Source organism: Streptomyces sp. NPDC035033, assembly GCF_040636735.1.
In the GTDB taxonomy this organism is placed as follows: domain Bacteria; phylum Actinomycetota; class Actinomycetes; order Streptomycetales; family Streptomycetaceae; genus Streptomyces.
Genome location: NZ_JBEZUZ010000107.1, coordinates 1 through 22307 on the forward strand (window position 1 = coordinate 1; position 22307 = coordinate 22307).

Consider the following 22307-nt stretch of genomic DNA (forward strand, 5'->3'; position numbering starts at 1 on the left):
GGCCGGGGCGGGGCCGCCGCGGATCGTGGGGCCGCCGAGCGCGCTCCAGCGGACCGCCGGCGAGCTGCGGGCGGGGCTGCGGGAGGCGACGGACGAGGCCCCGGATGGCGCTGCCGCTGGTGCTCGTCCTCCTCGTCTGCGGCGTCTGGTTCGGCCTGCCGTACGCCGAGCGGCTGCTCGGGCTGGCCCGGGAGGAGACGAGCCCGCCCGAGGCGCTGCCGCCCTCGGCGGTGCGGGCCTCCGCCGCGCTGGAGGACCATCCGGCGAGCGCCGCCTTCGACGGCTTCAGCAACCGCTACTGGGCGGCGCGGGCGGCCGGCGCGGTCCTGGAGGCGGACTTCGGGGCCCCGGGGGTGCGGGTGACGAAGCTGGTGGTGTTCGCGGGCACGTCGGCGAAGAAGGACGAGTTCCTGACGCAGGCTCGCCCGGCGCGGATCCTGGTGGAGGCCGTCTCGGCGGACGGGGACGTCACGACCCGCCGGATCACCCTCAAGGACCAGCCGGGCCAGCAGACCTTCGACCTGCGCGGCTCGGGCGTGACCCGGATCCGGATCACCCCCGAGACCGCGTACGGGGCGGCGCGCGGCCGCCATCTGGCGGTGGCCGAGGTCGAGTTCTTCGGCCACCGCGGCTGACGGCCCCGGCGCCCGGGACGACGGAGCGCCCCGGCCCTTCGCGGGCCGGGGCGCTCGGTGCGGGGTCCGAGGTCAGGCGGAGAACGATCCGGCGCCGCCGGGGACGTGGGTGCCGTAGCCGGGCTGGACGGTCAGCGAGGGGCCGAGGCAGAACGGGTTGCCGTAGATCTTCACCGGCCGGTCGGTCTGGTTCGTCAGCACGTGGGCGAGCGCGGGCAGCGCCTGGCAGCCGGTCGGGTCGTGGTAGACGTCCAGGGGCTGGACCTCCGTGGAGAAGACGACGACGTCGCCGGCGGCGGCCTGGGCGGGGGCCGCGAGGCCCAGCATCGAACCCGCCGCGATCAGGGAGATCAGAACTGCTCGTGTACGCATGGTCATCCTCACAACAGGCGATCCCGCTTCGCCGCGGGCTCGTTCCACAGCTACCGCGCGGCGGACTTCAAGATCCAATCGATCCGGGCGGTTTCACTCTCCAGGAGCAACGGTCCGCGTTCCGGCCCGCCTTCACGCCGTGGCCGCCGCCAGCAGGTTGGCCGCGATCATCAGGACGACGCCGAGCCGGTGCACGGCGAAGCCGGTGCGGCGGGCCCGCATGATGTCGCCGGCCCGGAAGCCCAGCAGGTACTGCCGCAGCCGCAGCAGCGAGGCGGGCAGCATCACCAGGACGAACCACCAGGGGGCGACGCCCGTCGCGCTCGCGACGGCGATCGTCAGGAACTCGGTGAGGGAGAGCGCGCCGATGAAGCGGGCGTTGCCCCGCTCCGAGACCAGGGCGGCGACGGTGGGACGGCCCACCGCCCGGTCGCCGTCCACGTCGTTGGTGTTGGAGTAGACCCCGAACATCAGCGGCCCGAACCCGAAGAGGACGGCCTGGACCAGGAGGAAGCCGGTGGCCTGCCCGGTGACCATGCCGTACGGGAGGATGACGAGGGCGAAGCCCAGGGCGACGAGGTAGACCTCCTGGAAGCCGTGGTAGCTGAGCTTGACGCCGTAGGAGTACTGGAGGGTCACCACCCACAGCACGACGAGCCCGATGCCGGTCCAGGCCGGGCGGTGCGGGGCGAGGGCGGCGGTCACCGCGAAGAGGAGGGCGGCCAGGACGGCGCAGACCCAGGCGAACCGCAGGGCCTCGGGGACCGTCAGCGCGCCGGCCACCAGCGGCTTGCGCTTCACGTTGCGCAGCGGGTGGTCGGGGCCGTAGTTGGTGATGTCGCTGCCGTCGCGGAAGCCCGTGACGTCGTCGAAGGCGGTCATCGCCATGAGCAGGAGGACCTGCCCGACGAGGAAGACCCCGAAGAGCGCGGCCGTGCGGCCGGTGAGCGTGCCGAGCGGCAGCAGGACGGCGGAGAGGGCGATGAAGGTGCCCAGGTAGTAGTCGTAGACGTCCAGTTTGCCGAGCCGCGCGTAGGTGCGGAGCCGGCTGTCGGCGGGGGGCGGCGGCGCGGACGGCCCGGAGGGCGTGGTGGTCGTCGTGAGGGTGGAGTCGGTCATGTCGCCTCGGGACTCGGGGTGGTGGAGAGGGGGGTACGGAGGGGGCGGCGGCCCTGCACGGAGTAGAGGACGCCGGTCGCGGCGGCGAACTCCGGGGCGCGCGTCATCGCGCCGAGCCGGTCCAGTTCGGCGGGGGTGAAGCCGTGGTCGAGGAGCCGGGGCGCGAGGTGGGCGAGGTGGTGGAGCTGGAGGCCGAGCGCGGGCGTGCCGGGGGCGCGCAGCAGGACGTGCGGCCGGATCCGGAGGCCGGTCAGGCCCGCCTCGCGCAGCGCGGCCGGGGCCCGGCGGCCCCAGGCGGGGTCACCGCCGCCGGCGCGCATCAGCGCCGACTTGGCGGTGGTGAACCGCTCGTACAGCCGGGCGTCCTCGGCGGAGGGCGCGAGGAGGCACGGCTCGTGCGTGGCGTCGAACTCGTCGACCTGGAGGAGGCCGCCGGGTTTGAGCGCGCGGACCAGCCGGCCCAGGACCGCCTGCCGTTCGGGCAGGTGCTGGAGGACCAGGCGGGCGACGACGACGTCGTACGCGCCGTCGGGCAGCGGGTCGGTGACGACGTCGTGGGTGAGGACGGTCAGGCCGGGCTCGGGGGCGATCCGGCCCGGTTTGACGTCGGTGGCGGTGACGGTGCCGCCGGGGGAGACCAGCCGGAGCAGGGCGCGCGAGACGCTGCCCGCGCCGGCCCCGATCTCCAGGCAGGCCATGCCGGGGGTCACGCCCGCCTCCCGGAGGTGACCGAGGGTCAGCGGGTCGAGCGCCGCTTCGAGGGAGGCGTGGTGGCGGGCGCTGTGCGGGCTGTCGTTGTCGAAGACGTACCCCCGCGGGAGGGGCGGGCCCGCCGTCATGTCCAGCGACCGGTGCCGCACGTCTCCGTGCTGCCGGTCAGCCGTTCGAGGAGGGGCGTGCGGCGGACCTTGCCGGTGCCGGTGCGCGGGACCTCGTCCCAGCCGACGACGACGGGGTCGGCGAGGGGCGGGAGGTCCTCCGTGGCCCGCTTCCAGCTCGCCGGGTCCAGCGTGCCGTCCTCCGTGACCACGACGGGCAGCGGGGCGGCGTCGGTCCGGGCGAGGACGACGCACTCCAGGGCCTCGGGCAGCCGGTCCTCCAGCATGTCCTCGGTCCGCAGGCAGCTGAAGCCGGGGAGGTGGTCGACCTCCCGGTCGAGGAGGCGGACGCTGCCGTCGCGGGCGATCGTCCCGATGTCCCCGGTGTTCCACCAGTCGCCGTGCCGCTTGGCCGTCCAGCGCTCCCGCTCGCCCGGGTAGTCGGGGGCGAGCGCCTTGGTGCGGCACAGGATCAGGCCGGGGGTGCCGGCGGGGACCGGGGCGAAGGTGACGGGGTCGACGGCCTTCAGCCGGGTCTTCAGGGGGACGGGGCGGCCGAGGTCGCGCACGGTGGTGGCGGTGCCGTCGGCGGCCCGGGCGACGGAGCGGCGGGTGTGGAAGGCGAAGGTCAGCGGGCCGGTCTCGCTCTGTCCCCAGCCCTGCATCCACAGCGGCCGGCGGTGCGCGCTGGCGTGGAGGTAGGAGCGGATGACCGGCGGGTGCACGGCGTCGTAGGTGCTGATGTAGGTCCGTACGTCCCGGAAGGGGTTGTCCAGGCGCCGGGTCAGCGGGCGCAGCCGTACGTAGCGGGACGGCAGCGCCTCGACGACGGTGGGCGGGTGGGCGCGCAGCAGCAGGTCGGCCGCCTCGGGCCGCGCGCCGGAGTCGAGGGTGATGTGCCGGGGTCCGCGGACGGGGGCGACGGCCGTCCAGCAGATGGTGCGGCCGTGGGCGTAGGAGCTGGAGTTGAAGAGGGTGTCGTCGCGGCGCAGGCCGATGCGGGGCACGGGCTTGGTCTCGAAGCGGGCGAGGTGGTGGATGAGGGTGCGGGTGGTGTGGGAGACCAGTTTCGGCACGCCGGTGGTGCCGCTGGTGTGGACGACGACCAGGGGGGCGTCGTCGTCGCGGGGGTGCGGGCCGGGGTCGGGGTGGCCGCTCAGGTCGTCGAGGTGCACGGTGCCGGCCGGGAGGTCGCCGGGGGGACCGAGGACGACGGTGGTGCGGGCGGCCCCGGCGAGGTCCGTCGCCGGGTCGCGGGCGAGCACCTCGCGGTCGGTGACCAGGACGCGGGGCGCGCAGCGGTCCAGGAGGACGCGGAGGGCCCCGGGCTCCAGGTGGCCGGAGAGCTTCACGGGGACGGCGCCGGTGCGGACGGCGGCGCAGGCGATCAGGTCGTAGTCCCAGTGGTTCGCCTTGACGATCGCGACGCGTTCGCCGGGGCCGGCCCCGGCGGCGGCGAGCGCCGCGGCGGTCTCCCGGACCAGCAGGGCGAGTTCCGGGACGGTCCACTCGGTGGCGGCGGCGCCGATCCGGCCGGGGGCCAGGTCGAAGGGGCGGTCGAGGTGGAAGCGGGTGGGGGTGCCGGCGTCGGCGAGGTCGTCGAAGAGGACGCCGAGGTCGTGGGAGGTCATGCGGCGGTCTCCTGCCGGACGGTGCGGCCCCGGAGGGGGGCGAGGTGGGCGAGGACGCGGGCGGCGGCGAGCGCGCCCGAGCGGGCGGCGCCCTCGCTGGAGGGGCGGGCGGCGACCCAGTCCCCGGCGTACTCGACGGCGCGCGCGGGGCGCCGCAGGAACGCGGCCCGGCACGCGAGGGCGCGGGGGGTGAGTTCGGGCATGGCCTCGGGCCAGTGGTGGACGTGGGTGGCGGTGAGGGCGGCGCCGAGGCCGGGTACGTAGCGTTCGGCGGCGGCGGCGAGCCGGCGGCCGGCCTCCTCCTCGCCGGCCTCGGCGAGTTCGGGGATGCGGCGCGGCGCGGCGAGCAGGCTGACCAGGCCGCGGCCGGCGGGGGCGCGGTCGGGGCACTTGAGGTGGTCGGCGATCACGCAGGACAGGAGGGGTTCCTCGCAGGCGGGGGTGAGCAGCGCGTAGGCGCCGCCGTGCGGGGCGAGCGGCCGGTCGAGGGCGCAGCTGACCTTGAACATGGGCCGGTAGGTGGAGGCGGCCGGGTATCCGGTGGCGTCCGGGTCGGCGCCGCCGGTGAGCCGCAGCGCGACCGGGGCGGGCACGGCGAGGACCACCGCGCGGGCGGTGAGGGTGGTGCCGTCGACGGTGAGCCGGGCGTGGCCGCCGTGGTCGGTGACCTCCTCGACCCGGTGGCCGTAGCGGGTGTCGAGGGCCGCCGCGAGGCGGGTGGCGAGGAGGTCCATGCCGCCGCGGTAGGTGCGCCAGGCGGAGACCGGTCCGACCGCGAGGAGCAGGCCGACCAGGGGCGCGGCGGCGCTGCGGTCGGCGTCCCAGCCGAAGAAGGCGGCGGACAGCGGCTGGAGGAGGTGGTCGTGGAGGTCGGGGTGGTAGCGGCGGGCGGCGGCGGCGACGGTGTCGCCGCCGAGCGGGGTGGACTCGGGGTGGTCGTGGTCGAGTTCGGCGCGGTGGCGTCCGCTCCAGCCGAGGAACCGGGCCAGGGAGGGCCGGGCGGCGGGCACGAGTCCGGCGCCGGTGAGGACGGCGCGGGGTTCGCCGACGCCGTTGTGGGGCCGTCCGCCCCGCCAGACGGCCATGGGGCGGCCGATGCGGGGCACGTCGTCGGGGGTGAGGCCGGCCCGGCGCACCAGTTGCCAGGTGGCGCGGTATCCCTGGGCGGAGATCTGTTCGGCCCCGGTGTCGATGAGGTAGCCGTCGCGGCGGAGGCTGCGCATCCGGCCGCCGGGGGCGTCGGCGGCCTCGAAGACGGACACCTCGTGGCCGGTGCGGCGCAGTTCGTGGGCGGCGGCGAGTCCGGCGAGTCCGGCGCCGACGACGGCGATGTCGAGATCAGGGGTCATGCGGGGGCACTCCGTGCGGGGGCTGGGGAGGGTGGCACGGTCCGTCCGGGCGGGGCGGTCACCGGCGGGTGCGCAGGGCGTGGGCGCGGACCGCGTCGGTGACGTGTTCGACCTGGGCGTCGGTGAGCATGTGGTGGACGGGGAGGGACAGGTGCCGGCGGGCGGCGTCCCGGGCGTGCGGCCAGCCGGGGCCGGTCCCGGCGGCGACGGGCGCGAAGGCGGCCTGGTCGGGCAGGGTCCTCGGGTAGTAGACGTGGGTGTCGACGCCTTCGGCGGACAGGTGGTCGCGCAGGGCGTCCCGGTCGTCGGCGAGCAGGGTGTAGACGTAGTAGCAGCGGCCGTCGGTGCCCGGCGGCGGGGTGGTGACGCCGGGCAGGCCGGTGAGGTGTTCGGTGTAGTGGGCGGCGATCCGGGCGCGGCGTTCCAGGCGGGCGGTGAGGCCGGAGAGCCGGTGGAGCTGGAAGGCGGCCTGGATCTCGTCGAAGCGGCTGTTGACGCCGATGGTGTGGTGCAGGCCGCGGTGGACGCCGTCCTGGCCGTGGTTGCGGAGCATCCGGATCCGGCGGGCGGTCTCCTCGTCCCGGGTGATGACGGCGCCGCCCTCGCCGGGCATGCCGAAGGACTTGACCTGGACGAAGGAGTACAGCCCGGCGTCCCCCCACAGTCCGGCGGGGACGCCGTCGAGGACGGCGCCCTGGGCGACGGCGGAGTCCTCGATCAGGCGCAGTCCCCCGGCGGCGGCCAGCGCGGTGAAGCGGGGCATGTCCGCCATGACGGAGAACATGTGGGCCGGCATCAGGGCCTTGGTCCGCGGGGTGACGCGGGTCTCGGCGTCGGCGGGGTCGAGGGTGAGGGTCCGCGGGTCGATGTCGCCGAAGACGGGGACGGCGCCGGCGTGCAGGACGGCGGCGGCGAGCGGGGCGCAGCCGAAGGCCGGGACCACGACCTCGGCGCCGGGGCCGATGCCGAGGGCGGTGAGGACGAGGTGGAGGGCGGAGGTGCCGCTGGAGCAGGCGATCACGTCGGTGGCGCCGAGCCGGTCGCGCAGGGCGTCCTCGAACCGGCGGGTGCGGTCGCCGAGGATGAACTTCTGGTCGGCGCCGGTGCCGATCTCGTGGAGGAGCCGCAGGAGGGTGTCGCGGTCCTCGTGGAAGAGGTCGGGCGGGAAGAAGGGGACGCGGTCGCCGGGGCCGGCGGCGGTCTCCGCGGCCCGGTCGCTGGTGGTGGTCATGCGGGGACCCTCCCGGTGTGGAAGGCGCGGACGGCCGCGCAGACGCGGTCCACCTCGGCCTCGGTGAGATCGGCGTACATCGGCAGGGCGAGGGCGCGGCGGGAGGCGGCCTCGGCGACGGGGAAGTCGCCAGGCCGGTGGCCGAGTTCCGCGAAGCAGGGCTGGAGGTGCAGGGGCCGGGGGTAGTAGGTCTCGGTGCCGATGCCCCGGTCCTGGAGGTGGGCGGCGAGTTCGTCGCGCCGGTCGGTCTCGATGAGGTAGACGTAGAAGACCTCGTCGGGGGCGCCGGTGACCGCGGGCAGCCGGGTGACGCCGGGCACGTCGCGCAGGCCCTCGTCGTAGCGGCGGGCCAGGACGGCGCGGTGGTGGACGTCCTCGTCGAGGACGGTGAGTTTGGCGAGCAGGACGGCGGCCTGGAGGTCGTCCATCTTGCTGTTGTGTCCGACGTACCGGGTCTCGTGGGAGATGCCGGGGAAGTGGGCGAGGGTGCGCCCGGTCCGGCCGTGGTGGCGCAGGGCGGCCACGTGGTCGGCGAGGTCCTCGTCGTCGGTGAGGACGGCGCCGGCGTCGCCGAGCGCGCCGAGCGTCTTGCTCGGGAAGAAGGACAGCACCCCGCCGCGTCCGTGCAGTCCGGCGTGGACGCCGTCCTGCCGCATCCCGATGCCCTCGGCGCTGTCCTCCAGGAGGGTCAGTCCCCGGTCGGCGGCGAACGCGGAGAGCGCCGCCATGTCGGCCATCCGGGAGAAGAGGTGCACGGGGAGCGCGAACCGGGCGCCGTCGGCCGCCGCGTCCCCGATCCGGTCGGGGTGCATGGCGTACGTGTCGGGGTCGATGTCGGTGAAGACGGGCCGCCCGCCGGCGAGCACGACGGAGCTCGCGGTGGCGACGAAGGAGTACGCGGGGACCAGGACCCGGTCGCCGGGGCGCAGCCCGCACGCCTTCAGGAGCAGGACCAGGGCGTCGGTCCCGCTGTTCACCCCGATCACGCGGCGGGCCCCGGTGTAGCGCGCGAGGGCCTTTTCCAGACGGCCGACCTGGCGGGAATGCGAGAACTTGCCGTCGGCGAAAATCTCGTCCACTCCGGCCCGGAGGTCCGGCCAGATCCTTTCGAATGTCTTCGCCTGGGAGAAAAAGGGAATGCTGGATGAGATCACGCGGAAACAATTCTTCTCTGCCGACGGGACGTCGGCTTCAACGGTGGCCAGGTCAGCGACCCGGGAGCCGGGGTGGCGGGCGGGTCGGGTCCCACCCTCGGAAAACCTGCCCCGAGAACGTAACAGCCGGAAGAATGAAGTCTCGAATCCTCAAAGGAACTTCATACTTTTCGGTGACACTGTCACCGATTTTCTTGACCGGTGCCGCGTGCGGCGACGAGATTTCTCGCCGCACCACCCGCACCACCCGTACCACTGGATGGAACAACCGTATGAGACAGCCCCTGATCGTCGGACTGGGCCGTTCCGGTGCCGGGTTGCACCTGCGGGCCCTGCGCACCGCCCGTGACCGGTCGCCGGACGCGTGGCGGGGGCCGGTGATCGCCGTCGACCCCCGGCCTGGGGAGCGCGCCCCGGTGCCGGACGGGGTCACCGTGACGCCGTCGCTGGAGCGGGCGCGAGCCCTGCTGCCCCCCGACCGTGCCGTCGTCCACGTCTGCACCCCGCCCGCCACCCGGCTCGCCGTCCTCGCCGAGCTGTGCGCCGCGGGCTACCGCGATCTGATCGTGGAGAAGCCGCTGGCCGTCGGCGCCGGGGAGCGGGCCGCCGTGGCGGAGCTGTGCGCCCGCCACGGGCTGCGGCTCGCGGTGGTGGCGCACTGGCCCGCCTCCGCCCTGGCCGACCGGCTGCGCGAGCTGATCGCCTCGGGCCGGTTCGGCCGGCTGCTGCGCGTCGACATCGCCCAGCACAAGCCGCGCTTCACCCGCTCGCTGCGCGCCGACGACGGCCATCCCACCGCGTTCGACGTGGAGTTGCCGCACTCGCTCGGCCTGGTCCTGTCGCTCGTGGGCCCGGCCGAGACGACCGGCGCCCGGCTGACCGACCTGCGGGTCGGGGAGACGGTGCGCCCCGGGCTGGGCTCCGCGCTGCTCGAACTGCGGCACGCGAACGGCGTGCGGACCCGGATCGTCTCCGACCTCACCGCCCCCGTGCGCGAGCGCAGGATCGCCCTCGCCTTCGAACGGGGCACCGCCGTCGGCCACTTCGCCCCGAGCGACGCCGACGACCACGTCCAGCTCGACGTCGGCGGGCGGCGCGAGGTGTTCCGCGACGACGCGCTCGCCGCGTTCCTGCTGCGGACCTACGCCCGCTTCGCCGGCGTCCCCGCCGAGGACCCGTCCTGGGCGGCCGACCTCGCCCTGCACGCCGACGCGGTCCGGCTCGTCGACGAGGCCAAGCGGCGCTGCGCCGGAGACGCCGAGCGGTACGAGGAGGCGGCCCGTGTCACGATCCGCTGACCTGACCGGCCGGATCACCGGCATCGGCGACGAGGCCGCCCCCGACCTCGCCGGACAGATCGCCGTCGCCCGCGAACTGGGCTGGTCCGCGCTGGAGTTGCGCACCCTCGACGGCACTGCGCTGGCCGACCTGTCCGCGTCGGCCGTGGCGGACGCCGCCGGCCGGCTGCACGCGGCGGGCCTCGGCGTGGTCTGCCTCGACTCGCGGATCGGCAACTGGGCCCGCCCCGTCACCGGCCCCTTCTCCGCCGACCTGGAGGAGCTGGAGCGGCTCGCCGAGCACGGCAGGGTCCTGGGCTGCCGCAGCCTGCGCGTCATGTCGTGGACCGACGGCGGGCTGCCCGAGGAGGAGTGGGCGGCCCTGGCCCTCGACCGGATGCGCCGCCTCGCCCGCCGCGCCGAGCGGCTCGGCGTCGAGCTGCTCCACGAGAACTGCGCCGGCTGGGCGGGCTCCGACGCCGCCCGGACGCTCCGGATGCTCGCCGAGGTGGACAGCCCGGCGCTGCGGGTCCTGTTCGACATCGGGAACGGGGTGCCGTACGGCTACGACGGCCACGCGCTCCTCGAACGGCTGCTGCCGTACGTGGCCCACGTCCACGTCAAGGACGCGCTGCCCGGCGACCGGCCCGGCGAGGCCGTCTACACCCTGCCCGGCGAGGGCGTCGCCCGGGTCGCCGACTGCGTACGGCTCCTGGAGGAGCACGGCTACCGGGGCGCCTACTCCCTCGAACCCCATCTCGCCGTCGTCCCGCACGCGGGGCTGCGGGGCGAGGGCACCGACACGGCCGGCCCGTTCGTCCGCGCGGCCCGCCGCCTGGCCGCCCTGTCCGTCCCCCTGTCCGTCCCCCTGTCCGCCCCGGCTCCCTCCCCCGCCGTCCCCGCGCAGACCCCCTCCCGGGTTCCCCCGCCGCGGCCGGCCGCCGTGGACACGGGGCTGCTGCTGCACCTGCTGCACACGCCCACCGCGGGCCCCCTGGAGACCGGACCCGGCGCGCCCCACGCGCTGACGGCCGCCCTGCGCTCCTACGCGACGGCGGCGGCCCGGCTCGGGTTCACGACGGTGCGCCTCGGCGCCCCGGCCGCCGCGGAGGTGCTGCGCGACGACACCCCGCTGCCGGTGCGGCGCGCGGTCGCCGCCGACCCGGCGTTCCTGGAGCGCCAGCCGAGCCTGCTGCTGCGCCTGGGCCCTGAACTGCCCCGGGAGCGCACGGTGATGTTCAACGTGCACCTGGACACCGTCGCCGGCGGCGAACCCCCCGCCTTCGACGGGGTCCGGTTCACCGGGCGGGGCGCCGTGGACGCGAAGGGTCCGGCGGTGGCGCTGCTCGCGGGCGTCGCGGCCGCCGCCGGGAGCCACCCGGCGATCGGCCGGGACGTCTCGGTCCTCGTCCAGGCGGTGGCGGGCGAGGAGGGCGGCGCCCTGGGCACCTTCGGCACCCGGCCGCTCGTGGCGGCGGGACACGTGGGCCGGCTCAACGTCTTCTGCGAGCCGACGGGGCTGCGCCACCTGCCCCGCGCGACCGCCGCCGCCACCGCCCGCGTCACGGTCGACGGCGAGGACGCCGTCGACGACCGGCCGGGCGCCGGGCACAACGCCACCGTCCTGCTGGGCTTCCTCGCCCAGCACCTCGCCGCCGCCCTCGGCCCGGCCGCCCCCGGCACTCCCCCGCCCACGGTCTGCGTGGCGGGACTGCACACCGGCACCCTGCACAACAAGGTGCACGGCACCGGCCGTCTGCTGCTCAACCTGGCGTATCCGACCGCCGCGGCCGGTGCCGCCGCCGAACGCGCCCTCGCCCGCGCCCTCGACGAGGGGCTGCGGGAGTTCACCGCCCGTTTCTCCGGCAACCCCCTCGTCTCCCGGACCGCGTCCGACGCGGCCCGGATCACCCGGCTGGAGTGGGAGAAGCGCGGGCTGCCCGCGCTCGGTCCCCAACCGGCCTGGGGCGAGGAGCTGTTGGCCCGGGCGGGGATCGACCGGTGGCCGGACGACGAGCCGGCCTTCACTTGTGACGCGATCTGGCTGGACGGCACGGCGGACACCTTCACCACCGTCTTCGGACCGGGCTCGCTGGACGCCAACCGGGCGCACGCGGCGGGCGAGTTCGTCGACCTGGCCGACCTGGAGGCGTTCGCGGCCCGGACCGCCGCGCTGCTGACCGCCTTCGCCGATGACGTCGGACACGGCGCGGAGCACCGCCCCGTGCCGACACCCACCGAGAAAGCAGGAACCGCATGACGTCCACGCTGCCCGACGGCGCCGCACCCCGGAGCGCCCTCCCGGCGCCCGGCGACCGGAGGAGGGTGACGGTCCCGTACGAGGTGCTGCTCGACGAGACCACCGCCTGTTTCGTCCGGCTCGGGGTCCCCGCGGCCCGGGCCCGGCTCGCCGCCGAGGCGCTCTGCTACGGCGACCTGACCGGCATGGACTCGCACGGCGTGTTCAACCTGGACCGGCTCTACCGGCCGCTGCTGGAGTCCGGCGGCGCCGACCCGGTCGCCGAACCGCTCGTCCTGCGCGACCTGGGCGCCTGCGTGGTCCTGGACCACCGGCGGGCGCTCGGGCTGTGGGCCGCTTCGGAGGCGATGGACCTGGCGGTGGAGCGCGCGGCGCGCTGCGGCATCGGCCTCGTGTCGGTGCGCGGCGCCACCCACTTCGGCTGCGCGGGCGTCCACGCGCGGCGCGCCGCCGACCAGGGCATGATCGGCGTGGTGGCCTCCAACTGCGGCGGCCAGCGCATCGCCCGCCCGCCGCTCGGCGCCGCCGCCCTGCTGGGGACCAATCCGCTGAGCGTGGCGGCCCCGGCCCTGGAGGGGCGCCCCTTCGTCCTGGACATGAGCACCACCGTCGTCCCCACCGGCCGGGTCCGCACGGCGGCCCGTGACGGGCGGGAGGCGCCCGAGGGCTGGCTCACCGACGACGCCGGGCGCCCGGTGCGGGACGCGGCCGCCTACGACCGGGGCGAGGCCTGGCTGGGCTGGCTCGGCGGCACCCCGGAGACCGGCGCCTTCAAGGGGTTCGGGCTGGGGCTCGCGGTGGAGCTGCTGGCCGCCGTGCTGCCCGGCGCGGCCACCGGTCCCTCCCCGGAAGCGCTGGAGGGGGACGGCAGGCCGGGCGGGCGCGACGACGACATCGGCTTCCTCGTCCTGGCGATCGCCCCGGGCGCGCTCCGGGACGGTTTCGCCGAGGACGCCCGGAAGATGTTCGGCACGGTGGCGGCCTGTCCTCCGCTGCCGGGCCGGGGGCCGGTCAGCTACCCCGGTCACCCGGAGGCCGAACGCGCCGAGGAGCGGCGCGCGTCGGGCGTGCCGCTCTCCCTCCCGCTCCACGCCGAGCTGACCGCCCTCGGCCTCCGGCTCCCGGCCGTTCCGGAGGAGGACCGATGACACCGCCCTCCGTGACCGGCCCGTCGCCGTCCCCGCTCCGGCTGGGGATCGCCGGGCTCGGTGTGATCTCCCGCTTCTACCTGGCCGCCGCCGAGCGGCTGCCCGAGTGGGAGGTGGCCGCGGTCTGCGACCTGCGCGAGGAGGCCCTCGCCCCCCACCGGGGCCGGGTCGCCTGCCACACCGACCACCGGGAGATGCTCGCCGCCGGGCCGCTGGACGCCCTCGTCGTGGCCGTGCCCAACCACGCGCACGCCGAGGTGTGCGCGGACGCGCTGCGGGCCGGCGTCCCGGTCTGCGTCGAGAAGCCGCTCGCCCTGGACCCGGCGGACGGGCGGCGGCTCGCCGCGCTGTCGCGGGAGCTCGGCGTCCCGGTGTTCACGGCCTTCCACCGCCGCTACAACGACCGGGTCCTCGGGCTGCTGCGCCGGCTGCCCCCGCCGGGCTCGCCGGTCCGGGTGGAGTCGGTGCGGGTCCGGTACCTGGAGCGGATCGAGGAGCACATCGGCGCGGACACCTGGTACCTGGACCCGGCCCGCTGCGGCGGCGGCTGCGTCGCGGACAACGGGCCCAACGCCTTCGACCTGGTCCGGCTGCTGCTGGGCGAGAGCCCGTCGGAGGTCGTCGCCGTGGACGTGACGCGGGACCCGGCCGGCACCGACCGGCAGGCCGTGATCGAGCTGGCCGGTCCGGGCGGCCGGGGCCGGGTGGAGCTGGACTGGTCGTACCCGGGCGAGGTCAAGGACGTCGTGGTGCGGCTGGACGACGGCACCGAGCTGTCCGCGGACATGCTGGACGGCCGTCCCGCCTTCAAGGAGTCGCTGTGGCACGAGTACGAGGGGGTCCTGCGGGACGTCGCCCGGCTGCGCGACCTGCCCGATCCCGCCCGGGCCGTCGAGGGCGGCCTGGCCGCGCTGGAGCTGGTCGCCGCCGTGTACGCGGCGGAGGCCGCGCCCGGTTTCCCGGCGCCCCGCGTCCCGCGCGATCCGCGTCCCCTGGCCCGACCGGAGTCACGATGACCGCCTCTCCCGCCGTTCCCTCCTCCCTCCCCTCCCTGGACGCCGGCCGGCACGAGAACGGCGCCAAGCGCGCGGTGCGCGGGACCCTGGTGAAGGTGCTGCTGCACGAGCGCACCGACCGGGGCATGGTCCTGGAGCCGTTCGCGGCCCGCTGCGTCCGCCGGGGCGAGGTGCACGAGCTGCTGACGACCGACCGGTGGAGCGACGTGCCGGGCTCCCGGGTGGACCGGGTCGGTTTCCTCGGCTTCGTGGAGCTGGAGAACGGCGGCGTCCTGGACCGGGGGGACGCGGTGCTGATCGGCGGTGAGCCGGTGGGCACCGTGCTCGGCTTCGACGGCTGCCACCTGCCCAACCACTACAACATCGTGATCCACGCGTCCCGGCTGCTGACCGGCCGGTCCCTCGCGCTGGCGCCGGAGACCCCGGTGGTCTTCGTCCCGGCCGGCTGAGGCGCGCGCACGACGACGGCCGGCCGGCTTCCCGAGGGGAGCCGGCCGGCCGCTTTCTACCGGGGTGACGGACTAGCCGAGGAGCTCGACGTCGAGGTCACCGGTGTGGAACTTGCGCACGGCGGCGAGCAGCTCGTCCTCGGACAGCGTGCCGCTGCCGTCGGTGTCGATCTGCTGGAAGGCCGCGCGGCCCTCCTTCTCGCTGACGCCGATCGCCTTGAGCCAGGTGGCGAACTCGGCCTCGTCGATGACGCCGTCGTTGTCCTTGTCGGCGAGGGCGACGATGCCCTTGGCGACCGGGGCGAAGACCGGGTTGAAGGTGGCGGCGCCACCCTCGACGATCTCACCGGCGGCCTGGAGGAACTGCGGACGGTCGATCGGGCCCTGCGCCCCGACGCCCGCCTTGGAGGCGAGCTGCGCGAACATGGCGGTGAAGCCGTCGCGCAGCTGGGCGCCCTTGGCCGAGTCCGGGGTCTCACCGAAGGCCTGGGCGATCTTGGCGGCCTCGGCGGTGAAGTCCGAGGGCTGCAGCACACCGTCGCCGTTCGCGTCCCACTTCTCGAAACGCTTCTCGAGACGCTCCTGGGCGACGCCGCTGACTGCCATGGTCATGAGGTGTTCTCCTTGTTGTTTTTCCTGTGCGCCCGGACGGGTGTCCGGACGGTCTTTCCCGCGGCGCGGGCCACGCTTCCGTGGCCCGGGCCGGAGGTCTGTGGGGCGTGGCGCGGCGTCAGAGCCGCACCACGCGTCTGCCTTCCGCCGCGCCCCGGGTGTCCAGGACCGGGCAGGCGGCGAGGTCCCAGTCGGCCGACCGGTACTCGGCGTGCTCCTGGAGCAGCACCACCAGGTCGCTGCCCGTCAGGGCCTCCTCCCGGGAGGTCTGCCGGGGCACCGGGACGCCGTCGACCTCGAAGCGTCCGACGTACGGGTCGTGGTAGGCGAGCCGGGTGCCGAGGGCGCTCAGCGCGCGGGCCACGGCATAAGCGGGTGACTCCCTGGTGTCGGAGATGTCGGCCTTGTAGGCGACGCCGAGCAGGGTCACCCGGGCCCGCGCGGGGTCCTTGCCGGCCGCGACGAGCAGGTCGCGGGCCCGGCCGGCGACGTGGTCCGGCATCGCGTCGAGGACGGCGCGGGCGGCGCCCAGGGTCCGGAAGGTGAAGCCCTGTTCGGCGGCGCGGGTCATCAGGTAGCGGGGGTCGACGGGGATGCAGTGGCCGCCCACGCCGGGGCCGGGCCGGAAGGCGGAGAAGCCGAAGGGCTTGGTGTCCGCGCAGCGCAGCACGTCCCAGATGTCGATGCCGACCCGGTCGCAGTAGAGGGCGGCCTCGTCGACCAGGGCGATGTTGAGGTACCGGTAGGCGTTCTCGAGGAGCTTGGCCATCTCCGCCTCGCGGGTCCCGGCGGCGACGACGACCTCGTCGACGAGCCGCTCGTAGAAGGCGGTCGCGTGTTTGGCGCAGAGTTCGGTGCAGCCGCTGACGACCTTCGGGGTGGTGCGCAGGGTGTAGTGGCGGTTGCCGGGGTCGATGCGCTCCGGGGAGTACGCCAGGTGGAAGTCCTCGCCGACGCGCATGCCGTGCGCTTCGAGGAGGGGCCGGACGATCTCCTCCGTGGTGCCGGGGTGGCTGGTGGACTCGACGCAGACCAGCGTGCCCGGTTCGAGGTGGCGGGCGACGGTGCGGACCGCCGAGACCAGCGGTCCGAGGTCCGGTTCGCCGGCCGGGGTGAGTCCGGTGGGCACGCAGACCACGACGGTGTGGGCGCCCGTGAGGATGCCGGGGTCGGTGCTGGCGCGGAAGCCCGCGGCGAGCATCGCCTCGATCTCCTCGGGATGGATGTCCTCGATGTGGCTGCGTCCCCCGCGCAGCCCCTCGACGACGTCCGCGCCGATGTCGTAGCCGACGGTCGCCAGCCCCGCCTCGCAGGCCCTGCGGGCCAGCGGGAGGCCGACGTAGCCGAGGCCGACCACGGCGACTTCTGTCAACATGCGTCCCCCATGCCTTCATTTCCTCGGTGGGTTTTCCGGTGGGTTTCCTCGCGATCCGCCCGCCGGCCCTGAAGCCACCGGGCGCCACGTGGGAGCCGTGGTCGGATGCTCCGCAACCGGCCGGGCCGTCGAAGACCCATGCCGCGCAAGGAAGTTGAATCAGAAATTCCGCTTACAGTTCTAGGATTGCACGCAATTTCGCTGCGGAGAGCTATTTATTCACCTTTTCCCCTGTATGAGTGAAACCTTCTGCCACTCGGTTAACGCGGGCCGTCGCGCCGGGCCGTGCTCCGGGGCCCAGGGCGGCCAGGGCCCAGCCGGTGACGGTGCGCCGGCAGACCTTTCCGGTGGGCCGCAGCGGCAGCCGGTCCAGCACCACCAGGTACTCGGGGAACTTCCGCCGCTCCAGGCCCCGGGCCGCGAGGTGGGCGGTCACGGCGGCGAGGTCGGGCACGGGCGCTCCCGGCGCCGGCCGTACGCACGCGCACAGCCGCTCGCCGAACTCCTCGTCCGGCACCGGGACGCACACCGCCTCGGCGATCCGGGGATCGGTGCCCAGCTCCCGTTCCACCTCGGCCGGGCTGATCGTGTAACCGCCCCTGATCACCACGTTCTTGAGCCGGCCGAGGACCCGCAGCCGTCCCGCCCCGTCGAGCGACCCGAGGTCGCCGGTGCGGACCCAGCCGGTGGCGGTGCGGTAACGGGCGTCCAGATCGGGGGCGTCCACGTAGCACAGCGGGGTCATGGGGCCCTTGGCCTGGATCTCCCCGGGCTCCCCGGGGGCCGCCGGGGAACCGTCCGGCCGGACGATCCGGATGGCGGCCACGGCGGGGTCGGGGGTTCCCGCGACGTCGCCGGCGGGGGCGACGGTGTGGCAGTTGACGCCGTCCGACGAGCCGTACACGGTGACGACCGGCACGCCGAGGCGTTCCCGGCAGGCGGTCGCGGTGGAGGCGGGCAGCGCGGCGCCGCTGGAGACGACGGCCCGCAGGGAGGAGGTGTCCTCCCCCGGCAGGCGCGGCAGGTCCGCCATCCGGCGCAGCATGGTCGGCACCCCGAACAGATGGGTGGGCCGGTGGGCGGTGACCGCCCGGAGGGCGTCGGCGGCGTCGAACCGCTCGCGCACGATCAGGGTCCCGCCGAGCGCGGCGAGCGCGACCGGGACGCCCAGCGAGCCGTACGAGGAGGCCAGCGGCACGAGGACGAGGAACCGGGGCGGTTCGGCCGGGCGGCCGGTGAGGGCCCGCACGTAGGCGGCGCGGCCCCCCGCCATGGCCTGGTGGCTGTAGGCCACCATCTTCGGCTCGGCCTCGGAGCCGGAGGAGACGAGGAGCCGGGCGGGGGCGCCGGGCTCGGCCGGCGGACCCTCCGGCCGGAACGCCCCGCCGGGTGCGGCGCGGTCCAGCCGCCGAGCCCCCCGGGCCGGACCGGAGGAGGTCGTGAACACGGCGCGCAGCCACGGCAGTTCGGACGCCGCTTCGAGGTCCTCGGGTTCGCTGAGGACGGCCCCGCCGGCCCTGGACCGGGCCAGGAGCGTACGGGTGTCGCGGACGCCTCCGCCGAGCGGGTAGGGCAGCGCGACCGCGCCGAGGGCGTAGACGGCCAGTTCCGCCGCCGCGGCGAGGCGCCCGTTGGGCAGCCGGAGCGCGATCACGTCCCGGGCGCCGAGCCCCGCCTCCGCGAAGAGGGCGGCGACGCGCAGCACCTCCGCGTACAGCTCCCCGTAGGAGAGGGTGCCCCGCTCGTCCACCACGGCGTCGCGCGCCGGGGAGGCGAGGGCGTGGTTCCGGAAGAGGGTGAAGAGGTCGGCGTCGGGGCAGAGTCCCCGGGCCGTCCACTCCTCGCGCTCGGCGCGCGGGACCCGGTCGGGCAGGTCCAGGCCGTTCCGGGAGCGCCAGGGCGCCTCCCGCACGGTGTGCGTCGCGGTCATCGGTTCCTGTTCTTCTCGATGGGAGGGCGGGCCGCTCGCGGTGCCCGCTCGCCCGGGTGCCGACTGTGGTTCTCATCGGTTCGCCGGCGGCGGTTCACGAGACCCGGTGGCCCGGCGCGCGGTGGCGCTCCGGCGGCCACGGGCGTGCGCCGGTGCGCTCGTGGAGGCGTTCGCGCGCCGGGTCCGGCCCGGCGGGCGCTCGCCGGCCGGGGTCTCCCCTGCCGCCGGACGCCCGGCGGGCTCATCGGGAGGCGTCCTCCGTGAACGTCCAGGGCGTGGCGGGCCGGGCGTACGGGAGGTGCTCGTCCGGCGGCAGGACGGCCCGGGCGAAGGCCGGGTCCGCGGCGAGGGCGGCCAGGTCGGTGCGGACGGCCACGGACGGCAGTCCGGCCGCCCGCAGGTCGGCCAGCCACGCCTCCGTCGGCCGGCCGCGCAGCCGCTCCCCCACCGAACCGGCGCCGGCGGCCCCGACGGTCCGGGCGACGTCCCCGGGCCGGGTCCGCGCCTCGGCCCCCAGGTACAGCAGGCCGTCGGCGGTGGGCAGCGGGTGGTCCAGCGGGGACAGGGCGGTCCGCCGGTCCGGGCGGGGGACCAGCGCCGCCGCGGAGAGCAGCGACGACCGGACGCGGCAGCCCCGGCGGGTCCGCTCGCGGGCGAGGAGTCCGGCGAGCACGGCCTGGGCGAGGACCAGGCCGCCCAGGACGTCGGTGACGGTCATCAGGGAGGGGGCCGGGGCCTCTCCCTCGGGCCGCAGCGCGGCGGCGAGGCCGCCGTGGACCTGGGCCAGGTAGTCGGTGCCGATCGGCGGGAGGGGGCCGAGGGCGGTGCCGAACCCGGAGGCGGAGGCGTACACCAGGCGGGGGTTGAGGGCGTGCAGCGCGTCGGCGTCCAGGCGGAGGTCCCGGGCCTTGCCGGGTGCCCAGTTGTGCAGGAAGACGTCGGCGCGGGAGACCAGTTCGCCGACGGCGTCCCGGCCCCGGCGGGTGGTGAGGTCGGCCTCGACGACGGACTTGCCGTGGTTGAGCGCCGAGAACCGGACCGAGCAGCCTCCGGCGACCGGGGGCAGCTGGCGCTGCGGGTCGCCGCCGGGGGGTTCGACGCGGACGACCTCGGCTCCGAGCATCCGCAGGACGTGTCCGGCCATGGGGCCCTGGACGCGGCGGGCCGATTCGACGATCCGTACGCCGGACAGCGGTGGCGCGTCCCCGTGGGGGGCGGCCGGGGCCGGGTGCGGGAGGGGGGCGAGGGAGCCCGGTTCGACGGTCCAGGGGGCGAGGGCGGGGGCCGTCGTCGCCTCCGTGACCTCGACGACCGAGACGCCGTGCTCGGCACCCGCCCGGCGTACGGCCTCCAGGGGGTGGGTCAGGAGGGCGGCGCGGAGTTCCGGGGGGAGCGGGCAGACCGCCGTCCCGAAGCGGCTCTGGAACGGCAGCCAGCCGCGGCCCGCCGTCCGGGGCTCCACGCCTAATCGGCGCCAGAACCCGGCCCAGGCCATGGGGTCGAGCGTCTCGATCTCGACGCGCGCGGCGTCGGCGGTGACGAGGGTGGCCAGTCCCGTGCCGCTCCCGGGCGGTGGGGCGTCGTCGTCGGTGGCGGTGGCGGCGGCGAGGTACTGGGTGACCGTCAGGAGCGCCCCCTGGGCGAGGGAGGTGGCGGTCCGCAGCGGGGGGCGGCCGTGGGCGCGCGCGAGGAGGGCGGCCGTGACGCCCTGGGCGGCGAGCACGCCGGTCACGGTGGACACGTAGTCCACGGCGAGGGGGGCGGGGGCGCCGGTGGCCCGGCCGTGCACCTGCATGACGCCGCACGCGGCCTGGGCGGCGCGCTCGTCGCCCGTGTCGATGCCGACCGGGCCGGCGCCGCCGATGGTCCACCGGGGCCGGTCGCCGGTGGCGTCGGGCAGGTCGCCGAGGGTGCGTCCGAGCAGTTCTCCGGCCACGGTCCGGGCGGTGCGGGCGGACGCGGACGCCGTCCGGACCCCGGTCTCCTCCGACAGGCTCACGCGCTCCGCCCGCTTTCCCGGCCTCGCCGCATCGCGTTCTCCCTCGGCTCGGAATGATCTTTTCCGCCGGGGAGAACGGCGGGAGGGCGGCCGGGGGCACGGCTCCGGCGCCGCTTCATCCCCAATGACCAGGACTCGCAAGGCTGTACGGGAAAACCGCCGCCGCGCGGTGGGTGCGCCGGACGGGTGCGGAAGCGGGGCACCGGGCCGGGACCGCTCCCGGCGGCGCGGCACGACGAGGCGGGTAACTACCTTGCCTCCGGCGGCACTTCTGCAGTGGGCTGTGCCCCATGAAGAAGAGAAGCTTCGCGGTGCTGACCGCGGTCCTGGTCGCGGCACCCCTTCTGACGGCGGGGGTGCCGGGGCAGCGGGCGGTGGCCGCCGCGCCCGGTGGCGCTCCGCACGCCGCCGGGTCGGCGGTCCTGCGCGGTGTGGACCTGGACACGGTGACGATCCCCGAACTGCAGGCGCGGATGGCGCGGGGGACGCTGACCTCGTCGGAGCTGACCCGGGCGTACCTGCGGCGGATCGAGACCGTCGACCCGAGGATCGGCGCGGTGCTGCGCACCAGTCCGACGGCCCTGGGCCAGGCGGCCGCCAGTGACGCCCGGCACCGCCTCGGCAAGGCCCGCGGGCCGCTCGACGGCATCCCCGTCCTGCTGAAGGACAACGTGGACACCCGAGACATGCCGACGACGGCCGGGTCGCTGGCGCTGGCCGGGAGCCCGCCGGAGCGGGACGCGGAGCTGGTCGGGAAGCTGCGTGCGGCGGGGGCGGTGATCCTCGGCAAGGCCAACATGTCCGAGTGGGCGAACTTCCGCGGGGCGAAGCCGACCTCGGGGTGGTCGGCGGTGGGCGGGCAGACGCGCAACCCGTACGTCCTGGACCGCAATCCGTGCGGGTCGTCCTCCGGTTCGGCCGCCGCGGTCGCCGCGTCGCTGGCGCAGGTGGCGATCGGCACCGAGACGGACGGCTCCATCGTGTGCCCGGCCGGGATGAACGGGGTCGTCGGCCTCAAGCCGAGCCTGGGGGTGGTCAGTCAGGCCGGTGTCGTCCCGATCTCGGCCGAGCAGGACACGGCCGGACCGATGGCGCGCAACGTCGTCGACGCGGCGATCACCCTGTCGGTGCTCGGCGGGCGCGACGCCGCGGGCGCCCTCGGCCGTCCGGAGGCGGGGGCGCTCCCCGGCGGGCTGCGCGGCAAGCGGATCGGCCTGTGGCGGCTCCCCTCGCTCGGTGCCGGCGTGGACGCCCTGATGACCCGGACCGCGGCGCGGCTGCGGGCCGCCGGGGCCCAGGTCGTGGAGGTGACGCCGCCGTACCAGGCGAGGCTCGCCGAGCTCGAGTTCCCGGCCCTGCTGAGCGAGTTCCACCGGGACATCGACGCGTACCTCGCCACCCGCAACGGGCCCCGTGACCTCGCCGGGCTGATCGAGTTCAACCGTACGCACCCCGCCGAGCAGAGCTGTTTCGCCGGCCAGGAGCTGTTCGAGCAGGCCCTGGTCGCGCCGCCGACCACGGACCCGGGCTACCGGGCCGCGCGGGCCGAGCTGAAGGACCTGTCCCGGCGGTCCATCGACGAGACCATGGCCGCCCACGGCCTGGACGCCATCGCGGCTCCCACCAATCCGCCCGCCTGGACGACCGACTGCGCGCGGGGCGACAACGACGTGATCCCGTCCTCCACCCCGGCCGCCGTCGCCGGCTACCCCTCGCTGTCCGTCCCCGCCGGGTTCGTCGGCGAGCTGCCGGTCGGACTGCTCCTGATGGCGGGCGAGCGGCAGGACGCCGCGCTGCTGTCGCTGGGCGCGGCGGTGGAGCGCCGTCTGGACGCCTGGCGCGCGCCGCGCTACCTGCCCACGGTGACGCCCGCCACCACCGGCTGACGGAACGGCGCGTCCGCGGGGCCGGTGGCCGGGGCCGGTCCCGCGG

General features: G+C 75.9%; 18 protein-coding genes. 7 read left to right on the forward strand and 11 right to left on the reverse strand.

All coding sequences use genetic code 11. The annotated features are described in order from the left end of the window. Positions 1-104: 104 nt before the first annotated feature. The gene (locus AB0E83_RS30590; protein WP_362119048.1) at positions 105-635 is read left to right on the forward strand and encodes a discoidin domain-containing protein; all 531 of its coding nucleotides are present in this window, start codon (positions 105-107) and stop codon (positions 633-635) included. A 72-nt stretch (positions 636-707) separates the two neighbouring features. Here the strand turns inward: AB0E83_RS30590 and AB0E83_RS30595 are convergent, their stop codons facing one another. The 7 genes from AB0E83_RS30595 to AB0E83_RS30625 form a co-directional block, all read right to left on the reverse strand. After that, on the reverse strand, positions 708-1007 hold the full coding sequence (locus AB0E83_RS30595; protein ID WP_362119051.1) for a hypothetical protein: 300 nt from the start codon (positions 1005-1007) through the stop codon (positions 708-710). 132 nt (positions 1008-1139) lie between these two features. Continuing rightward, positions 1140-2126, reverse strand: coding sequence for a UbiA family prenyltransferase (locus tag AB0E83_RS30600; RefSeq protein ID WP_362119054.1), 987 nt, complete (start codon positions 2124-2126; stop codon positions 1140-1142). Next, the gene (locus tag AB0E83_RS30605) at positions 2123-2986 is read right to left on the reverse strand and encodes a methyltransferase (RefSeq protein ID WP_362119057.1); all 864 of its coding nucleotides are present in this window, start codon (positions 2984-2986) and stop codon (positions 2123-2125) included. The genes AB0E83_RS30600 and AB0E83_RS30605 overlap by 4 nt, the downstream gene beginning before the upstream one ends. Further along, positions 2962-4575, reverse strand: a complete 1614-nt coding sequence (locus AB0E83_RS30610) for a class I adenylate-forming enzyme family protein (RefSeq protein ID WP_362119060.1) — start codon at positions 4573-4575, stop codon at positions 2962-2964. The genes AB0E83_RS30605 and AB0E83_RS30610 overlap by 25 nt, the downstream gene beginning before the upstream one ends. Then, complete coding sequence (locus AB0E83_RS30615) at positions 4572-5924, reverse strand: FAD-dependent oxidoreductase (protein ID WP_362119063.1); 1353 nt, start codon at positions 5922-5924, stop codon at positions 4572-4574. Before AB0E83_RS30615 ends, AB0E83_RS30610 begins: the two co-directional genes overlap by 4 nt. A gap of 58 nt (positions 5925-5982) precedes the next feature. Next, entirely contained in the window at positions 5983-7155 is a 1173-nt protein-coding gene (locus tag AB0E83_RS30620) for a DegT/DnrJ/EryC1/StrS family aminotransferase (RefSeq protein ID WP_362119066.1), read from the reverse strand. After that, on the reverse strand, positions 7152-8234 hold the full coding sequence (locus AB0E83_RS30625) for a DegT/DnrJ/EryC1/StrS family aminotransferase (protein WP_362119069.1): 1083 nt from the start codon (positions 8232-8234) through the stop codon (positions 7152-7154). Before AB0E83_RS30625 ends, AB0E83_RS30620 begins: the two co-directional genes overlap by 4 nt. A 347-nt stretch (positions 8235-8581) precedes the next feature. On the opposite strand from AB0E83_RS30625, the gene AB0E83_RS30630 reads away from it, so the two are divergent. From AB0E83_RS30630 to AB0E83_RS30650, 5 genes are read left to right on the forward strand one after another with little or no spacing between them, the layout of a single operon-like run. Beyond that, positions 8582-9607: a Gfo/Idh/MocA family oxidoreductase gene (locus tag AB0E83_RS30630; protein ID WP_362119072.1), complete on the forward strand. Its 1026-nt coding sequence runs from the start codon at positions 8582-8584 to the stop codon at positions 9605-9607. Beyond that, positions 9591-11846: a M20/M25/M40 family metallo-hydrolase gene (locus tag AB0E83_RS30635; protein WP_362119075.1), complete on the forward strand. Its 2256-nt coding sequence runs from the start codon at positions 9591-9593 to the stop codon at positions 11844-11846. Before AB0E83_RS30630 ends, AB0E83_RS30635 begins: the two co-directional genes overlap by 17 nt. After that, positions 11843-12994, forward strand: a complete 1152-nt coding sequence (locus tag AB0E83_RS30640; protein ID WP_362119078.1) for an Ldh family oxidoreductase — start codon at positions 11843-11845, stop codon at positions 12992-12994. The genes AB0E83_RS30635 and AB0E83_RS30640 overlap by 4 nt, the downstream gene beginning before the upstream one ends. Further along, positions 12991-14010 carry a Gfo/Idh/MocA family oxidoreductase gene (locus tag AB0E83_RS30645; RefSeq protein ID WP_362119081.1) on the forward strand — a complete coding sequence of 340 codons (1020 nt, stop codon included), beginning with the start codon at positions 12991-12993 and terminating at the stop codon, positions 14008-14010. The genes AB0E83_RS30640 and AB0E83_RS30645 overlap by 4 nt, the downstream gene beginning before the upstream one ends. Further along, entirely contained in the window at positions 14007-14459 is a 453-nt protein-coding gene (locus tag AB0E83_RS30650; protein ID WP_362119084.1) for a hypothetical protein, read from the forward strand. The genes AB0E83_RS30645 and AB0E83_RS30650 overlap by 4 nt, the downstream gene beginning before the upstream one ends. A gap of 72 nt (positions 14460-14531) precedes the next feature. Here AB0E83_RS30650 and AB0E83_RS30655 read toward each other — a convergent pair whose 3' ends face one another. From AB0E83_RS30655 to AB0E83_RS30670, 4 genes are all read right to left on the reverse strand, one after another. Further along, positions 14532-15071 carry an EF-hand domain-containing protein gene (locus tag AB0E83_RS30655; protein ID WP_362119087.1) on the reverse strand — a complete coding sequence of 180 codons (540 nt, stop codon included), beginning with the start codon at positions 15069-15071 and terminating at the stop codon, positions 14532-14534. Between the two features lie 118 nt (positions 15072-15189). Continuing rightward, positions 15190-16446: a nucleotide sugar dehydrogenase gene (locus AB0E83_RS30660; protein WP_362119090.1), complete on the reverse strand. Its 1257-nt coding sequence runs from the start codon at positions 16444-16446 to the stop codon at positions 15190-15192. 211 nt (positions 16447-16657) lie between these two features. Then, positions 16658-18376, reverse strand: a complete 1719-nt coding sequence (locus AB0E83_RS30665; RefSeq protein ID WP_362119092.1) for a class I adenylate-forming enzyme family protein — start codon at positions 18374-18376, stop codon at positions 16658-16660. Between the two features lie 241 nt (positions 18377-18617). Next, on the reverse strand, positions 18618-20375 hold the full coding sequence (locus AB0E83_RS30670; protein WP_362119095.1) for a CoA transferase: 1758 nt from the start codon (positions 20373-20375) through the stop codon (positions 18618-18620). Between the two features lie 290 nt (positions 20376-20665). On the opposite strand from AB0E83_RS30670, the gene AB0E83_RS30675 reads away from it, so the two are divergent. After that, positions 20666-22261, forward strand: coding sequence for an amidase (locus AB0E83_RS30675; protein WP_362119098.1), 1596 nt, complete (start codon positions 20666-20668; stop codon positions 22259-22261). The last annotated feature ends 46 nt before the right edge of the window (positions 22262-22307 follow it).

What these genes read in the sequence shown, in the direction of transcription:
- AB0E83_RS30655 (WP_362119087.1), bottom strand. Translation starts at nt 15,071, where the DNA reads ATGACCATGGCAGTCAGCGGCGTCGCCCAGGAGCGTCTCGAGAAGCGT.
- AB0E83_RS30600 (WP_362119054.1), bottom strand. Translation starts at nt 2,126, where the DNA reads ATGACCGACTCCACCCTCACGACGACCACCACGCCCTCCGGGCCGTCC.
- AB0E83_RS30660 (WP_362119090.1), bottom strand. Translation starts at nt 16,446, where the DNA reads ATGTTGACAGAAGTCGCCGTGGTCGGCCTCGGCTACGTCGGCCTCCCG.
- AB0E83_RS30595 (WP_362119051.1), bottom strand. Translation starts at nt 1,007, where the DNA reads ATGCGTACACGAGCAGTTCTGATCTCCCTGATCGCGGCGGGTTCGATG.
- AB0E83_RS30675 (WP_362119098.1), top strand. Translation starts at nt 20,666, where the DNA reads ATGAAGAAGAGAAGCTTCGCGGTGCTGACCGCGGTCCTGGTCGCGGCA.
- AB0E83_RS30590 (WP_362119048.1), top strand. Translation starts at nt 105, where the DNA reads ATGGCGCTGCCGCTGGTGCTCGTCCTCCTCGTCTGCGGCGTCTGGTTC.
- AB0E83_RS30645 (WP_362119081.1), top strand. Translation starts at nt 12,991, where the DNA reads ATGACACCGCCCTCCGTGACCGGCCCGTCGCCGTCCCCGCTCCGGCTG.
- AB0E83_RS30650 (WP_362119084.1), top strand. Translation starts at nt 14,007, where the DNA reads ATGACCGCCTCTCCCGCCGTTCCCTCCTCCCTCCCCTCCCTGGACGCC.
- AB0E83_RS30620 (WP_362119066.1), bottom strand. Translation starts at nt 7,155, where the DNA reads ATGACCACCACCAGCGACCGGGCCGCGGAGACCGCCGCCGGCCCCGGC.
- AB0E83_RS30630 (WP_362119072.1), top strand. Translation starts at nt 8,582, where the DNA reads ATGAGACAGCCCCTGATCGTCGGACTGGGCCGTTCCGGTGCCGGGTTG.
- AB0E83_RS30610 (WP_362119060.1), bottom strand. Translation starts at nt 4,575, where the DNA reads ATGACCTCCCACGACCTCGGCGTCCTCTTCGACGACCTCGCCGACGCC.
- AB0E83_RS30640 (WP_362119078.1), top strand. Translation starts at nt 11,843, where the DNA reads ATGACGTCCACGCTGCCCGACGGCGCCGCACCCCGGAGCGCCCTCCCG.
- AB0E83_RS30615 (WP_362119063.1), bottom strand. Translation starts at nt 5,924, where the DNA reads ATGACCCCTGATCTCGACATCGCCGTCGTCGGCGCCGGACTCGCCGGA.
- AB0E83_RS30665 (WP_362119092.1), bottom strand. Translation starts at nt 18,376, where the DNA reads ATGACCGCGACGCACACCGTGCGGGAGGCGCCCTGGCGCTCCCGGAAC.